The organism is Paludisphaera mucosa (assembly GCF_029589435.1).
Taxonomy (GTDB): domain Bacteria; phylum Planctomycetota; class Planctomycetia; order Isosphaerales; family Isosphaeraceae; genus Paludisphaera; species Paludisphaera mucosa.
In genome coordinates this window covers 1,416,168-1,432,444 of record NZ_JARRAG010000002.1, presented here as the reverse complement: position 1 = coordinate 1,432,444, position 16,277 = coordinate 1,416,168, and the positions used below count along the sequence as shown (strand labels likewise).

Genomic DNA, 16,277 nt, shown 5'->3' with positions numbered 1-16,277 from the left:
CATGAGGTCGGCAAGGATTGCGGCGAGGTCGGCTTCCGCCAGCGGGGCGTGCAGAACTTCGGCCATCAGGAGGGCCCGGCGGCCTGCCGGGAACGGACGCGGGCGATCGTGTCATGGGGGTCGAAAGGCGTCGGCTCGCCACGATCGGCCTGGGCGACGGCCTCGCCGACGTCATGGCGAAGCAGCGCCGACTTGGCTTCCTCGACATGTTCGTGAAGCAGCCTCAGAGCCGCCTCGACCACGGCGTCTTCCGAGGCGAACCGCCCTGCGTCGATGAGCGAACGGACGAACTGCTCGCCGTCGTCGGACAGATGGATCGTCATGCGAGAGCCTCCTTCCTGAGCAACATATCAAGATCGACCCGCAGCGTCGCCTTCAGAGCCCCGCCGCGCCTTGCAGGCGGCCGCGGAAGGTGGTGACGGCCTGGCCGGCGAGGGCGACGCGTTCGGCGCCGATGCGGAGGCGGAGGACGCCGCCTCGGGCGGAGACCTGATGGGCGAGCAGGTCGGCGCGGCCCAGGCGGGCGGCCCAGAAGGGGCCGGAGCAGCAATGGGCGGAGCCGCAGACGGGGTCCTCGTCCACGCCCACGTTGGGGCAGAAGAAGCGGGAGACGAAGTCGAAGGCCGGGTCGGACGACCGGCCGGTGACGATCGCCCCGCGCGGGGTGATCCCCTTCACCAGGCCGAAGTCCGGGGCCAATTCACGCACGGCGCGCTCGTCGGCCAGCTCGACCAGCAGGTCGAACGCGTTGCGATGGGCCGAGACGACCTCGCTGCGCAGGGCCGCGGCGATCGCCTCCAGCTCGGCCGGGTCCTCGACCCGTCGATCGGCGGGCTTGGCGGGGAAGTCGAGTTCGATCCAGCCGTCGACCCGGCGGGCGGTCAGGAGCCCGCTGCGGGTTTCGAACTCGGCGGTCGCGTCGGCCGCGAGCCGACCTTCCTCCCACAGGACGTGCGCCGTGGCGAGCGTCGCGTGGCCGCAGAGGTCGACCTCGACGGCCGGGGTGAACCAGCGCAGGCGGTATCTCGGGCCGCCGTCGATCGGGTGCAGGAAGGCGGTCTCCGACAGGTTCATCTCGCGGGCGACGAGCTGCATCCAGCCCTCGGGCGCGGGGGCGTCGAGGACGCAGACGGCCGCCGGGTTGCCGGCGAAGGGCCGATCCGTGAAGGCGTCGACCGTGGTGATGGCGGGCGCGGGGGCGGGGTTCACGGCGGGGATCCCTCGGGGTCGGTCCGGGCGTCAGGAGTTGGCCGGCAGGTCGCGGACGGCGAACGCCAGGAAGGCCAGGGCGATGCACGCCGAACCCAGGCCCAGCAGCACCGCCACGTCGTAATCGTAGTGGGAGCGGTCGGAGACCGCGTCCACGGGATTATAGAGGGTGAACAGCGACGCACGTTCGGCCCAGGGCCGCCAGGCCGAGTCCTTGAACACGGGGATCACGGCGATCACCCGCGCGATGAACCCGCCCAGCGTCAGCACCGAGCCCACCATGAGCGCCCGCCAGCGGACGATGTCGATCGCCGAGACGAGCAGCGTGTAGCCGTACATCGGGAAGGCCAGCGCGGCGAGGTTGAACGCCGGCCGCATCAGCAGCCCGAACGCCGGGGGCGTCTTCAAGAAGTTGTAGAAGGTCGCCGCGTACGCGCCCGCCGCCAGGGCCCCGGCGATGGCCAGCAGGCCCAGGGTCGACGTCAGGACCTGCGACGCCAGGTACGCCGACCGGGAGACGGGGCGCGACATCACCATGTCGAGCGTCCCGCGCTCGATCTCGGCGCCGACCGCGTTCGCCCCCCGGCCGATCGACCAGATCGCCACCAGCAGGATGATGAACGGATGGTTCCAGAAGGCCATCATGATCTCGATCGACGGCGGATTCGCCTCCAGGCCGAGCTGGCGGACCCACTCGAACCCCTTGCCGTCGCTGAGGGCCTGGCGGATCCGCGTCTCCTGCAGCGACGCCACGTAGACCAGCAGCCAGCCCAGGGCGAACAGGCAGACGATCGACAGGAAGAGCGACCAGCGCACGTCGTGCAGATTCTTGCGGACCAGGGTCCAGAACGGCTTCATCGGGCGGAGTCCTCATCCTCGGCGACGTCGACGTCGGGGCCGTGAAACTGGTTGTACAGGGTGTGGAGGTCCTCGGTCCCGATCGCCAGGTCCTCGACCGGGACCGTCGCCAGCCAGCGGAGCAGGGGGCCCAGCTCGCCGCCGTGCTCCAAGAGGAGAGCCGCGCCCTCCGTCCCCCGGACCTTCAAATCCAGCTCCTCGGGGAAAGGGAGGGGGGGCTCGCCGGCGAAACGAGCCAGGACCATGCGCAGGCGACGGCGTGCGTGCATGTCCTCGACATGGACCAGGCGGCCCCGGCGGAGGATCGCCACCCGGTCGCAGACCGACTCGATCTCGGAGAGGACGTGGCCGGAGAAGATCACCGTCTGGCCTTGCGCCTTCGCCTCGCGGATCAGGTTCATCACGTCGAGCCGCGCCGAGGGGTCGAGGGCCGAGGTCGGCTCGTCGAGGATCAGGACGTCGACCGGGTCGGCGAAGGCCTGGGCCAGGGCCAGCTTCTGCTTCATGCCCGTCGAGTATTTCCGGACCTTGCGACTCAGGTCCAGCTTCATCACCCGCTCGGCGATCGCCGCGGCGCGGTCGAGGCCCTCGCCGTCGCGCAGGCCGCTGAGGAACTTCAAGACCCCCAGCCCCGAGAGCGAACCCGGCATCCGCAGCTCGCCCGGCAGGTACGAGACCAGCCGCCGCACCTGCAGGCCGCCCCGCCAGCAGTCGAGGCCGAAGATCGACGCCCGGCCCCGAGTCGGCCGCATCAGGCCTAACCAAAGCCGGATCGTCGTCGTCTTGCCCGAGCCGTTCGGGCCCAGCAGCCCGAACACCTCACCCTGGCGTACGTCGAGACTTAGGTCGCGCAGCGCATAAGTCGGCCCGTAGGCCTTCGTCAGTCCGTCCGACATGATCAGGGCCGGTTGCTTCATGGGATCCGACCTTCATTGGTTGCAAAAAATGTGTTTTCCTCGAAGAACAACGCTCTTTGACGACGCGAGCGGGGATCAAAAACACGCATGCGCCCATGAAAACACAGTAGACAGGCTGCACCCTCTTGCAACGGGGTTTTATTAAGCGCAGAATCAAGCCAGCTTCAGGCGGTTCGTCTTCCGCTCATCTCGGACCAGCGACGTCCGACCCCCTTCCGCCCGAAGCGACCTCGGGGTCGGTCGCGTCGCGGGTCCAATTTCAACTCCTCGAGACGATACAGGAAAACGGCGTGCGAGCGACGAGGCTTGCGCTCCCGGGTCAATGTTGATCCTTCCCAAGAGGTAAAACGACCCCGCAGGCGTCCGTGCGGCTATGAGGCCCCGGATGCAACAGGAGCCCCGGCAGTGAATCATAACGGTCGGATGAGCGGGCTGGCGATTGCACGCGATAAAGCACCCATGCACCACGTGGTGCCGGCCACCGGATGGCGGATCAACGGCCATCCGGCGCGTCTGCTGATCTGGTCGCTGGAGGAGTGGGAGCATCTCGAAGTGCGTCCCATCGACGCCCAGTTCCATCCTTTCGGCGTCTGGTGCGCCCTCAGATTGACGGATTAGCAAACAAGGCAATCAGGGAGTTTTCGGTATTTTGGGGGGATGAGGGCTCATAATGAGCTGGACTTCGGTCCCGACGGCGGGGATGCGCGAGGTATGCGCGACGAAGGTTCGTTCGGCGTCGTCGGCCGAGCTGACGACCGGGAGGTCGAGGATCGCGCTGGCGAAGTTGGCGACGGTGATCAGGTCGCCCTCCTCGGCGGCGTAGACGGCCTTCTTGGTGACGGGGTCTTCGTAGAGGATGCTGCCTGCGAAGACCCAGTCGACGTCGAGGTCCTTCTTGGTCTTGTCGTCCTGGACCCAGGTCCGGGCGTCGGCCTGCTCGATCGCCTCGCCCCGCTTCCAGCGGACGGTCAGGCCGATGGCGGGCCCGTGGGGGGGGCGGAACTCGGGCTTGAACCGGACGGGCCCGCCGGGCTCGACGCCGGTCAGGAGCAGGCCGGCGTGGATCTGGGTGGGGGCGGCGTCGGTGGCGATGATCGCCTCGTGCTCCTTGGTGCCGCGGAGGCAGACGAGGTGTTCGAGCGGGCCCTCGCGGAAGACGACGCGGCCCCGCAGGATCAGCCGCTTGGGGCTGGACGCGGCGTCGAACCAGAGGCTGCGCCCCAGCGATTTCCAGCCCGGCTCGGGCTTGAAGGCGGGGGGGGCCTCGGCCGGCTCGTCGTCGGGGGCCTGCCAGCCCAGGGCCGCCAGGAAGGTCGCGGAGAGGATCAGGGTGTTCATGCGTGGCTCCTCGGTCGCCGCGTCGGGGTTCGGTCGCGCTCGTTTCGCCCCCCAGCATGATCCGCCGACGGCGCCGGTGCAAGCCGGACGGCGGGCGTTCGAAATGCGAGACCGCCGGGAGTTCGTCCCGGCGGTCCCTGGGTTCGCAGAGCCTTCGGCGCGGGCCTCGGTCAGAAGGCGACCGAGGGGATGCCGAGCCGCTCTTCCTCTTCCTCGAGGATGATGATCCGCGGGGTGACCATCAGCATCAGGCTGGAGGTCGTCCGGCCGATGCCGACGTTGCGGAACAGGCGGTCGATCCACGGGGCCTTGGAGAGCACCGGGACGCCGTACTCCAGGCGCTGCTCCTGGAGCTGCTTGACGCCGCCGAGCAGCACGGTGCCGCCGTCGGGGACGGTGACGGTCGTGTTGACGGTGGTGACCGTCGTGTTGGGCAGCTGGATCGTGCCGTTGATGGCCGCCGAGGCGCCGCCCAGGCCGGCTCCGCCGACCGCGGCGGGGACGGTGATGGTCGTGAAGCCGTTGACGACCTGGAAGAACGGCGAGAGGCTGAGCCGCACGTAGCGGCGGTCGGCCGTGACGACCGGCGTGACCTGCAGGATGACGCCGTTGTTCAGCTGCTGGACGTTGGGCTGGAAGGCCACCGAGCCGGGGCCGAGGATCGGGAAGAGCGACGCCACGTAGTACTGGACGTCGCCGTTCTGGATGGTCGCGGCGGCCCCGTTGAAGGTGGTCACCTTGGGCGCCTGGAGGATGTTGTTGCGGGTGTCGCCCTGGGCGGCCGTGAGGAAGAAGTAGACTTCCAGGTCGCTCAGGAACGCCAGGCCCAGCGAGGCGCCGGCGCCGGCCACCGTGTTGAACGGGGCGATCAGGCTCCCCTGGGTGTTGGTGAAGGGGATCTGCAAGGTCGGCGAGAAGTTGTAGAGGCCGCCGCCCTGGGTGCCCACCACCACCGGCGACTTGCCGCCGGGCAGGTAGTTGGAGTAGTCGCGGATCGGGTTGATGAGGTAGGCCGGCGTCTGGGTGCCGGTCCCCCCGCCGGTGCCGCCGCCGCCGGCCGTGGTGGCGCCGCCGCCGCCGATGCCCGCCCCGCCGATGCCGCCGGTGCCGCCGCCGCCGCCCTGGGTGCCGCCTGGTCGTGCCGCCGCCGCCGCCGCCGGTGGTGCCGCCGGTGGTGCCGCCGGTCGTGCCGCCGGTGGTGCCGCCGGTGGTGCCGCCGGTCGTGCCGGTGCCGCCGCCGCCGGGCGCCGTGATGACGTTGGTGACGGTGTTGTTCGGGTAGGCCCAGGTGCTCTGCTTGCCCACGCTCTTGGAGTTGATGGCGAAGTCGAAGTCGACGCCGATCTGCTCGAAGAACGAGTCGGTCACCGTGATGAACCGGACCTCGATCGAGACCTGCAGGTCCTGGAGCCTACGGAGCTGGCGGAGCAGGTCGGCGATCTGCTCGTGGACCTCCGCCGTGTGGCGGATGATCAGGCTGATGCTGAGGAAGAACGGCGTGATCGAGCCGGGGGGCCGCCCCTGGTCGATGTCGCCGCCCGCGCCGCCGCCGCCGAAGCCGCCGCCCAGGCCGTAGGCCGAGGAGACGTCCTGGTTCTCGCCGTCGCGCACCTGCCAGGTGCCCGGGGCGATCGACGTGGTGATGAGCTGGATCAGCGGGGTCATGTCGACCGGGGGCCGCTCCTCGTGGCTCGACGAGGCCGAGCCGGGGGAGCCGCCGACGCCGAGCGGCACGCCCTGGCCGCCGTTGATCGGCATGCCGTGGACGTCGGTCTGGGTCGTCGTGTTCGCGTTCAGGGCCACGCCGGGGGTCTGCCGGGCGTCCTTGCTCTTGGGCATGACCAGGTCGGCCACGTAGTAGGGGTGGGTGAAGGTCTCCTGGCTGGTCGCCTGGTTGTCGGTGATGACGAGGACGTCTTCCTCGATCGTGTAGTTCATGCCCAGCGGCTTGAGCATCAGCTTCAGCACGGTCTTGAGCGAGACGTTCGACAGGTTCAGCGACACCGGGGTCGAGGACGTGAGGCCCTCGTCGGTGAGCGCCTTGGGGTCGAGCGTGATGTTCACGCCGGTGTAGTTGCTGATGAACGCCATGGCCTCGCCGAGCGGCTGCTTGTCGAAGTTGACGCTGATCGGCTCGCGGAGCTTGGCCTCGACGGCCAGCGTCTTGGGGTTCTTCTTGGGCTCCAGCCGCTTCGTCAGGGCCGCGCGGCTCTTGCTCAGGTCGGCGAACGACTTCGGGTAGGCGATGTCGCGGAGCTGGACCTCGGGGTCGGCGACGGCGGCCAGGTCGACCTCCTGGAAGGCGGTGACGGCCCCTTCCTCCTTGGCGCTCTTGTTGGCGAGGTCGGTCTTGTAGCGACGCTCGGCCTTGGCCTTGAAGACCATGACCGTGGCGGCGACCTCGGTGGGGTCGATCTCCATGGCCTGCTTGGCGTAGGACTCGGCCTTGAAGAAGTCGCCGTCGCCGTAGGCCGCCTGGGCCTTGTCGAACAGGTCCTTGTAGCGCTCCTTCTTGGCCTTGTCGGCCTCGAGGATCCGCAGCCGCTTGATCTCGATCTCCTCGCGGGCGCCCTTGTCCTTCATCTTCTCGTCGAAGAGGACCTTGTCCTTCTTGGCGAGCTCGACGGCGACTTCCAGCCGGCGGACCATGGGCCGCTGGAGGTTGGGGGCGACGTCGGAGGCCTTCACGGCCTTGAGGGTCTGCTCGTAGATGCCCAGGGCCTTCTCGGGGTCGACTTCCTGGAGGCGGCGGGCCTCGGCGATCTTGGCGCCGACCTCGGCGTTGAGCTTCTGGGCGGCGATCGACTCGCCGTCGTCGGCGCTCCGCATGCGGTCGTTGACGACGGCCCGGCCGGCGGGGTCGCCGATCTGGTCGGTGGTCAGGCTCTTGAGCAGCTCCTGGACCTTGGCCTGCAGGTTCTCGTCGAGGGCGGGGCCGGCCGAGGCGACCTCGGTCAGCAGGGCCCGGGCGCGTTGGTTCTCGCCGCTCCGCATGAGGGCGAGGGCCGACTCGTAGAGGCTGAGGGCGCCCCCCTGTTCGGCGAGGCCGATCTGGGCGGTCAGCTCGTCGGCCTGGCCTTCGAGGCCGAAGCCGCCGGCCTTGGCCTTCTCGGCGAGCTGGCGGGCCGCGGCGTAGTTGCCCTCGGCGTAGAGGGTCTTGGCCTGGGCGATCATCCGCTCGCCGGGGTTGTCCGCGGCCGGGGCCGCGGCCGCCGGGGCGAGTTCGAGGGCCGGGGCGGCGTCGGCCTTGGGCTCGTCGCCCGGGGCGGGCGCCGGGGCGTCGAGCGCGGGCTCGTCGGCGCCGCTCTTCTGGACGTGGGGGTCGAGCAGCGGGGCCGCCGACGCCAGCGTCGGGACGGCGGCCTCCGCGGCCCGGAGCCGTTCGGCCTCGGCGAACTTGGCCGCGGCGGCGGCCTGGTCGCCCTTGGCGAGCAGGGCGTCGGCCTCGTGCTCGACGGCGTCGCTGACGGACTCGGCCGGGGCCGGGGCCGGGGCGGCGGAAGTCGGGGCGGCCGCGGCGGACGCGACGACCGGGGCCTCGGCGGCCTTGGCGCGGGCCATGGCGACCTCGTGCAGGACGGACTCGGCGCGGTCGGCCGTGAGGGCCGGCACGACGTTCATCCGCTGGGCCTGGCGGGCCTTGGCCTCGGCCTCGGCGAGCTTGCCCATCTTCGTCAGCTGGCGGGCCTCCTGGACCAGGACGTCGTAGACGCCCGGGCTGGCCTGGTCCTTCCTCGGCGTGCCGCGGATCACGTCACGCTTGCGGAGGGCGCGGGCGGCGGCGGCGACCTTGTCGGGGTTGTCCTCGAACATGCCGTACGAGAGGTTCCAGCCCTTCACCTCGAGGGCGATCGACTCGGCCACCTCGAACTGGCGGTTCGTCAGCGCGGAACGCGCCTCCTGCAGCTTGGCCTTGGCGGTCTTGTGGTCGGCGGCCTGGACGGCCTTGCCCGCGGCGGCCCCCTTGGGGCGGGCCTTCGCCAGGGTCTGGCGGGCCTTGGCCGGCGTGGAGTCGAAGAGGCCCCACTTGATGTTCAGCGACTCGACCTCGGCGATCTTCTTCTCGGCGGCGTCGTAGTCGCCGTTGATGATCTGCTCGCCGGCCTCCTGGAGGAGCCATCGGCCCTTCTGCTTCAGGTCGGGGTCGTCCCCCTTGATCGTCTCGGTCCGGGCGACGGGCCGGGCCTCGACGACCGCCGGGGCGGCCGGCGTCGGGGCCAGGGCGGGTTCCGGCGTCGCGGCCGGGGCCGGGGCCGAGACCGGGGCGGGGGCTGCGGCCGGCGCGGGGGCGGCGTCGCCGCCCTTCACCTTCTTCAGCTCCCGGGTGTACTCGTCGAGCAGGGCCTGGTGGTCCGGCTCGAGCTGATCGCGATACATCTGCGCCGCCTCGAGATACTTGGCGGCCAGGTCGAATTGCCCGCTGTTGAAGAGGCGGGAGCCCGCCTCGAGATACTTGATCGGCGGGGCCGGAGCCGGCTTGCGGCCCGTCGTCGGGGACGGCGAGGCGACCGCGTCGTCGAGGGTCGCACCATCCGTGGACGCTCCCCCCCCTGCACCGAGGATCATGATGACAGTGAGCGTTCTGAGCCTTCTCAACGCGACCTCCTTTCGCCGCCACGCGGACGACCGCCGACTTCCCTGAGAGCGGCCTCGTTCGAGTCCTCACGGCGAGACACGATTTGTTGCGGCAGCTGCGCCCGAACCCGCCCCGGAACACCGAGACGGGGTTCTTCAACCCAAGTGAAACGAGCCCTTCCCGGCGATCGCGATCGATCGAGGTGGTTGGTTCAAGGTGGTGCGCCGGGAGCGGGAGAAGATGGGGCTGTGTGTACCTGTAATGAGAGTTTCGGTCAAGACGGGGGGTCGACTTTTACCGAAGATCCGGAAAATGCGGCGCGTGTCGGTCGCGCAAGAAAAAACGCCTCCCCCCGGCTCGGGGGAGGCGTCTCGCGGTCTCTCATCGGCCGGGCGGGACGACTCAGCGGCTGCGGCCTCGTCCGCCCATCATGCCGCCGCCCATCATGCCGGAGCCCATCATGCCCGAGCCGCTCCCCATGGAGCTGGAGCGGATCTTGTTGGACTCCTTGATCTCGCGCTTGTAATTGCCCTCGACGTCCTTGCGGACCTCGTCGGGGCGGTCGTCGGCCTCGTCGCGCATCTCCACGGAGCCGTCGGGCCGCAGGAGCAGGGCGGCGGCGGGCTGGGAGATGACGTTGCCGAGGAAGCCCGAGGGGAGCGGCTTGAAGCCGCCGGTGACGTCGAGCACGAGCAGCCGGCTGTTGAAGTCGATGGTCTTGGGCTTCGCCCCCGTGCCGTCGGAGGTCGGGACCTCGGCCGTGCGGGGGTCGCCGATGATCTCGCCGGGGGCCGCCTCGAAGTTCCGGGGCACGGTCTGGCCGTCCTCGGGGTTGAACTTCACGACCTGGAAGACCGCCTTCATCTCGGACTTCGGGCTCGCCGGCAGCACGCCCAGGGCGTAGGCCGTGACGTCGGGGGGCATGTTGACTTCGGCCGAAGCCTCGCTCCACGGCCCCAGCAGCTCCTCGGACTTGGCGTCCACGCCCGGCGAGACGTCCTCGCGGTTCAGGTTCGGGTTGTAGACCACGACCCGCATCCGGTAGCGGTAGCGCTCGTCGGGCTGGGCGGTGAAGTCCAGGGCCCGGACCATCACCTTCTTCTCCTCCGACCGCCAGAATTGGGCGAGGGTCTCGGCCTGGCCGCCGCCGCCCATCCCCATCATCCCGCCGCCCATGGACGAGCCGCCCATCATCATGGACATCCCGGCCATGCCGCCCATCATCTTGCTGCCGCCGCCGCTGCCGGAGCCCATCATGGAGCCGGAGTTCATGCCGCCCATCGGGCCCATGCCGCCCATGCCGCCTTCCATCATCGAGCTGGAGCCCATCATGCCGCTGGACCCCATCATGCCGCCCATCGGGCCCATGCCGCCGGCGCCCGTCTTGGTGGGGTCGGGGACCTCCTTCAGCTCCTTGGGCACGAGGCTGGCGATGTGCACCTTCTCCCACAGGCCGGCGGTCAGGAACGGCAGGGGGTCGTTCAGGTTCTCGGGCCGGACGGTCTCCGGGGTCAGCTCCTCGTCGTTCATGGGGAGGTTGTCGAGGACCTCCAGGTTGCGCTCGGCGACCACGTCGCCCCAGTCGCTCCACGAGCCGTCCTTCTGCTTGGTCTGGCGCTGGACGTCGAGGCGGCGGTAGTTGGGGTGCGCGATCGCCTGGTTCTTGAGGGCCTTGCGGTAGTTCTCGAGCATCTGGTTGTGGTCGAGGGTCGCGGTCAGGGCGACCCAGCGCAGGCCCTTGGTGATCTCCTTGGGGGGCGGCCCCTGGGCCTTGGTGGCCGGGTCTTCCTTCTCCTCCTCATCGGCGGGCTCGTCCTTGCCGGCGAGCCGGGACGCGATCTCCTTCCGCTTCCGCTCGGCCTCGGCCTTGAGCTGCTTCTCCTGCTCGGGCGTCGGGGGCCCGCCGCCGCCCATCATGCCGCTCATCCCGCCGCCCATCATGCTGCTCATGCCGCCGCCCGAAGACCCGCTCATGCCGCCGCCGCCGCGACGGCGGCGGTTCCTGCGGATCGTGCTGGACTTGGGGACCGCCTTGGGCTCGGTCTCGACGACCCGCTTGCCGTCGGCGTCGAGCTCGTAGACGAGGGCGCCGCCGCGGCCGGGGTAGGCGTAGACGTTGGTCGGCGCGATCAGCTCGGGCTGGTCGCGGATCAGGCCCGCGCCGGGCTCGGGCGTGACCCATTGGCGGCGCGCCTTGAAGTCGTTGGCGACCAGGAGCATGTTGGACGACGTCTCGGCCTCCTTGGCGAAGTCGGACGTCTTGATGCCCTGTTCGACCAGGGTGTTGACGATCTCCTCGGTCGGCACCTTGCGGCGCAGGTTGGAGTCGGACTGCTCGGCCGCCTTCTTGATCTGGTCGGGCGAGACGTCGATCGTCGGCCGCGTGAGGGCCTTGCCCAGGCACATGAAGAAGACGACCGAGGCCAGCGCCACGGCGATCTTGTCCCCGAATCGCAGGCCGAAGTGCTTGAGCTTTTCCGCAGTGGCGTTGGCCATGCGAGGGTCTCCCTGGGAATTAGGCCCCCCGTGATCCGGGAGGGACGTGGTCTCTCGTTGATCTCACTCCGCGACGCGACGGATCGATCGAATCGAATCAGGGGGTCGGCGCGGGCGCCGGCGTCGGAGCCGGCGCCGGGGCCTCGGCGGGCTTGGCGGCGTCGGCCTTCGGCTCCTCGGGCTTGGTCGGCTCGACCTTGGGCTCCTCGGGCTTGGCGGCATCGGCCTTGGGCTCCTCGGGCTTGGCCGGCTCGGCCTTGGGCTCCTCGGCCTTCCCTTCGGCCTTGGGCGCCTCGGTCGGCGGGGCGTCGGCCTTGGGCTCCTCGGCCTTCCCTTCCTCGGCCTTGGGCTCTTCAGGCTTGGCCTCGTCGGCCTTCTCTTCGGCCTTGGCCTCTTCGGGCTTGGCGGCGTCGGCCTTCTCTTCGGCCTTGGCGGGCTCGGTCGCGGCCTCGCCCGGCGATTCGGCCGGGGCCGCCTCGGGGGTCGGCTCGTTGTAGAAGCGGGCCTGGCCGTAGACGGTGACCTCGACGATGTTGTAATAGGCGTCGAAATCGGCGGCGGGCTTGGCGGCTTCCAGGGCCTTCTCGGTCTCTTTGCGCTTCTCGGCCCGGTTCTCGCCGCGCTTGTCGACGCCCTTGCGATCCGGAGCCATGCCCGCGCCGCCCATCATGCCGCCCATGCCGCGCATCGATGCGGAGTTCATCATGCCGGGCATGCCCATGCCCATCTCGCCGCCTTCCATGCCGCCCATGCGGCCCCGATTCATCATGCCGGACATCATGCCGCCGTAGCCCATCTTGCCGCCGCGGCCGCCGGGCATCATACCGGACATCATGCCGCCCATCATGCCGCCGTAACCGCCCATGAAGGCCTCGCCCTTCTCGGGCTTGGTGACCTTCGCCGTCGGCCGCTGCAGCTCGAAGTCGCGGACCTCGATGGACATCGGCGAATTTTCGAACTCGACCAGCAGGTCCTGGACGTGGTCCTGATCGACCAGGACGGTGAGCATGATGGGGAGGATCTTGTACTGGGTGGCGTTGGGGGGCTTCAGGAAGAAGACGCTCTCGGCGGCGCCGCCCTTGGCCGCGCCCCCCATCATGCCGCCCATCATGCCGCCGCCGGAGCTCATCATGCCGCCCATGGCGCTCGAGCCCATCATGCCGCCCATCCCGCCGCCGGCGTCAACCTCTTCCTCTTCGGGCTCGTTGGGGGCCCGGATGGCCTCGGCCTCTTCCAGGACGTCGCCTTTGGAGAGCGAGCGCTGGTCCTGGGCGATGGCGCTGCCGACTTCCAGGGCCTTGATCTCCTTGACGTAGGCGGAATCCCAGTCCTTGGCGTTGCGGTTGACCTGGGCGATGACCTCCAGGGCCGTGCGCTGGACCCAGAGCCGCTCCTGGGCCGACCAGACCTCGCCGAGCTTGGGGAGCTGGACGGGGTCGAAGGTGACCTGGCGGAGGAGCATCTCCTTGGGGGCCGAGGCGACGACCCCCTCGCCGGTCTCGTAGTTGAACGGCCGGAAGACCTTGAAGACCTCGTCGACGTAGCCGGGATAGGCCTCGACGTAGTCGACGATCGCCAGCTGCACGGCGCTCGGGGCGATCTCCTCGGGCCACTTGCGGCCCCACTTCTTGAACCGCTCGGAGACCGTCTCGGGCCAGGTCAGCAGGGGGGCCTGGCGGTCGTAGAGCTGCTTCCACGCGCCGTCGACGTCCTTGGTCAGGACGGCCGTCTTCTCCTCGACGATCGGCGAGAAGTCGGCGGTCGGGACGGAGCTGGAGGCGTACTGCTGGACGTCCTTGTAGGCCGAAGTGATCTTGCCGGTCTGGTCGGTGGTCTCTTTCTGGACCGGCCCCGAGCCCAGGACGTAGGCCCCGGTCGCCAGGAGGGCCGCGATGGAGACCGAGATCCAGAATCGATAGCGGGCGACCTGCCACAGGAATTGCTTGAGCTGATCCATCGGTGGAGACCTCGTTCGCAGGAGCATGGGAGTGGACGGGTTGGGATCGCCGGCCGCCCGGGAGCTCCGCCCCGGGGGCCGGCGACGACGCCTCGACGGCTCAGGCCTTGGGTGCGGCGGCCTCGGGCTTGGCGGCCGGGGCCCCCTTGGCCGCCGGGGCTTCCTTCCCGGCCGGAGCGGCCGGTGCCCCCTTCGCGGCCGGGGGCGGCGTGCTCAGGGCCTTGTTGATGGCGCTGTCGATCGCGTCGGATTCCTTGCTCGACGCCTTCTCGATGTCGGCCTCGACCGGGATCGTGACGGCCGAATTCCCCTTCTCGGCCTCGCTCATCTTGCCGATGACCTCCTGGAGCTGGGCCTTGCGGGCCTCCAGCAGCTCTTCGGGGGTCTTGGCCTTGTCCTCGTCGCTGGGGGTCGGGGGCTGCCAGACGAACTGGATCAGGAAGTCGGTGCGGGTGAGGGTGCGGATGTTCTTCTTGGCGTCGGCGTCCATGGCGCCGCCCATGGCGCCACGTCCCATCATCCCGGGCATCCCCATGCCGCCTTCCATGCCGCCCATCATCCCGCCCGAACCCATCATCCCGCCGGAGCCCATCATGCCGCCCATCGGGCCCATGCCGCCCATCTCGCCGCGGCCGCCGCGGCGGCCCATCATGCCCGAGCCCATCATGCCGCCCATCGCGCTGGAGCCCATCATGCCGCCCATCGCGCCTCCGCCCTCGGCGTCTTCCGGGGGGGCGGCGCGGTCGAGCAGGGGGACGGTGCGGCTGGCGAGGTTGTTGGTGGCGCTCCCCTTCTCGCTGGTCCAGGTCTTGTCGGAGCTCATCCAGGCCAGGGCGATGTGGGTGACGCCGTAGAGCCGCAGCGACGGCGAGTTGAGCTTGCGGAGGACCTTGCGGACGAGGAACTCGTACGGGCCGAAGTCGACCCGCTTGGGGTCGTCCGGGCTGGCCTGGGCGAGCCGCTGCTGGTCGGGGGTGGTGGGGTAGGGGTTGTAGTGGTGGCCGACGATCTGGACGACCCAGCCCTCGCCCGAGGGGGGGTTGGCGGCGTCGTACGGGTGCATCAGCCGCTTGTAGAGCGGGTTGAGCGCGTCGAACCAGTCGACGGCCAGGTCGGTGCGCCAGACCGGCATGATCTTGTCGATGTGCACGCCCAGCTTCTCGATCAGGTACTCGTCCTTGGGGTTGTCGGCCTTGAGGTTGTACTCGGAGACCGGGTCGGGGAAGTAGCTGCTGACGGTCTTGAGGAACGCCGGCCACATCCCCTTGTTGGACGGGTCGATGATCAGGGCCTTGCCCTCGTCGTACTTGGCCTGCCACGAGGACTTGGCCGCGTCGAGCCCGCTCTTGATCGAGGCCCCGTTCTTGGAGACGCCGGTCGCCTGGTCGACGGCCGACTTGAACTGGGGCGTGGAGATCTTGGCCAGGGCGCGGTAGTCGCCCAGGACGAACAGCGAGCTGAGGCCCAGCATGATCAGGGCCGAGGCCGCCAGCGCCCAGGGCTTCTTGGCCCGGATCATGCGGACGCGCTCGATCTCGGGGGGCAGGAGGTTCGTCCTCAGGGCCGAGCGGCCCACCCCCTGCAAGGCCAGGCCGTAGGCGACGGCGAACGACGCCAGGTTGTCCTGGAACTGGGGAGCGGCCTTGACCTCCTCGCCCTCGAGCCGCTGGAAGGCGTCGACCTTCTCGACTTCCTGGTTGAGGTTCTGCTGGAGGAACTTCTGGAGGCCGGGGAGCTTGAAGCCGTTGCCCAGGCCGACGACCTTGCGGATCTTGGCCGTCCGGTTGATGCTCGAGTAGAAGCCGATCGAGCGGTTGATCTCGCTGGCGAAGTCGTTGAACACGCCCCGCATGGCGGTGAAGATGGCGCGGGGGTCGGGGGCCTTGGTGGCGTTCCGCTTGAGGTGCTCGGCCTTGGCGAAGGTGAGCTTCATCTCCTTGGTGAGCGCCCGGGTGAAGTGGTTGCCCCCGATCGGCACGTTCCGCTGCCAGATCCGCACGCCGTCGGTGATGATCAGGTCGGTGTTGTCGGCCCCGATGTCGAGCAGGACGACCGAGTCCTTGGACCCGCTCCCCTTGATCTGGTCGTAGGTGATGTAGTTGTAGAGGGCGATCGGGGCCATCTGGACCACGTCGACCTCGATGCCGGCGACGGTCAGGGGCAGGATCGCGCGGGCGATCTGGTCGCGCTTCATGGCGAAGAGGCCGACCTCGGCCATGGTGAAGTCGTCGTCGCCCCCCTCCTCCTCGTCGTCGCCGATCTGCTGGTAGGCCCAGACGACCTCGTCGAGGGCGAAGGGGATCTGCTGCTTGGCCTCGAACTTGACGATGTCGGGGATCCGCTTCTTCTCGACCGGCGGCAGCTTGATGAACTTGACCAGGCCCGCCTGCCCGGGGACGGCGATGGCGACGCGGCACCCCTTCAGGTCGTTGCGGTCGGTGAACGTCGCCAGGGCCTCGCGGACCAGCTCCTCGGGCTCGGCGTCGGGCTGGCTGAGGAGCTTGGGGTACTCGATGAAGTCGAACGCCTCGGCGGTGACGTGCTCGGCGTCGGCCCCGGGGACCAGCTTGAGCGCCTTGAGCGCGGCCTGGCCGATGTCGATCGCCCAGACGGACTGGATCTTCGCCATGAGGTGAGACTCCTCTCGGGTCGAGCCGAGCGTGCCGACGGGCGGGCGGCCCGGATCCCCGCCGGGCCGCCCGCCGTATCGTCTGAGTTGCGTGTTGGATTCGGTTGTGCGGTCGCGAGTTCGGTCGACGGACGGGGCGGCGGGCCGTCCCCCCGGCGGGCGAGGTCGGGCCGCCGGGGCCGCCCGACGGCGGGCCTCGCCCCCATCCTTCATCCCTTCGATGCGGCGCGGCTGCGAAAAGTTCCGACGTTCCGGCGATTCGGGGGCCGGAAAACCCCCGCAAGTCTAGCACAATGT

General features: G+C 69.6%; 10 protein-coding genes. 1 reads left to right on the top strand and 9 read right to left on the bottom strand.

Features of this window, described 5'->3' with window-relative positions; translation table 11 throughout:
* Window positions 1-65: 65 nt before the first annotated feature.
* From PZE19_RS15265 to PZE19_RS15250, 4 genes are read right to left on the bottom strand one after another with little or no spacing between them, the layout of a single operon-like run.
* Window positions 66-323, bottom strand: a complete 258-nt coding sequence (locus tag PZE19_RS15265) for a type II toxin-antitoxin system ParD family antitoxin (protein ID WP_277861494.1) — start codon at window positions 321-323, stop codon at window positions 66-68.
* A 52-nt stretch (window positions 324-375) separates the two neighbouring features.
* The gene (locus PZE19_RS15260; protein ID WP_277861493.1) at window positions 376-1,209 is read right to left on the bottom strand and encodes a PhzF family phenazine biosynthesis protein; all 834 of its coding nucleotides are present in this window, start codon (window positions 1,207-1,209) and stop codon (window positions 376-378) included.
* A 30-nt stretch (window positions 1,210-1,239) separates the two neighbouring features.
* Complete coding sequence (locus PZE19_RS15255; protein ID WP_277861492.1) at window positions 1,240-2,067, bottom strand: ABC transporter permease subunit; 828 nt, start codon at window positions 2,065-2,067, stop codon at window positions 1,240-1,242.
* Complete coding sequence (locus tag PZE19_RS15250; RefSeq protein WP_277861491.1) at window positions 2,064-2,984, bottom strand: ABC transporter ATP-binding protein; 921 nt, start codon at window positions 2,982-2,984, stop codon at window positions 2,064-2,066. Before PZE19_RS15250 ends, PZE19_RS15255 begins: the two co-directional genes overlap by 4 nt.
* A gap of 459 nt (window positions 2,985-3,443) precedes the next feature.
* Here PZE19_RS15250 and PZE19_RS15245 point away from each other — a divergent pair, with 459 nt between their 5' ends.
* Window positions 3,444-3,602, top strand: coding sequence for a hypothetical protein (locus tag PZE19_RS15245; RefSeq protein WP_277861490.1), 159 nt, complete (start codon window positions 3,444-3,446; stop codon window positions 3,600-3,602).
* Between the two features lie 12 nt (window positions 3,603-3,614).
* On the opposite strand, the gene PZE19_RS15240 is transcribed toward PZE19_RS15245, so the two are convergent.
* From PZE19_RS15240 to pilM, 5 genes are all read right to left on the bottom strand, one after another.
* A complete protein-coding gene (locus PZE19_RS15240; RefSeq protein WP_277864355.1) occupies window positions 3,615-4,322 on the bottom strand; it encodes a YdjY domain-containing protein in 708 nt (235 codons plus the stop codon).
* A 170-nt stretch (window positions 4,323-4,492) separates the two neighbouring features.
* Window positions 4,493-5,059: a secretin GspD/PilQ domain-containing protein gene (locus tag PZE19_RS15235; protein ID WP_277864354.1), complete on the bottom strand. Its 567-nt coding sequence runs from the start codon at window positions 5,057-5,059 to the stop codon at window positions 4,493-4,495.
* A 4,241-nt stretch (window positions 5,060-9,300) separates the two neighbouring features.
* Entirely contained in the window at window positions 9,301-11,394 is a 2,094-nt protein-coding gene (locus PZE19_RS15230; protein ID WP_277861489.1) for a hypothetical protein, read from the bottom strand.
* 97 nt (window positions 11,395-11,491) lie between these two features.
* A complete protein-coding gene (locus PZE19_RS15225) occupies window positions 11,492-13,351 on the bottom strand; it encodes a prolipoprotein diacylglyceryl transferase (protein WP_277861488.1) in 1,860 nt (619 codons plus the stop codon).
* Window positions 13,352-13,451: 100 nt separating this feature from the next.
* Window positions 13,452-15,980, bottom strand: coding sequence for a type IV pilus assembly protein PilM (gene pilM, locus PZE19_RS15220; protein ID WP_277861487.1), 2,529 nt, complete (start codon window positions 15,978-15,980; stop codon window positions 13,452-13,454).
* Between the last annotated feature and the right edge of the window lie 297 nt (window positions 15,981-16,277).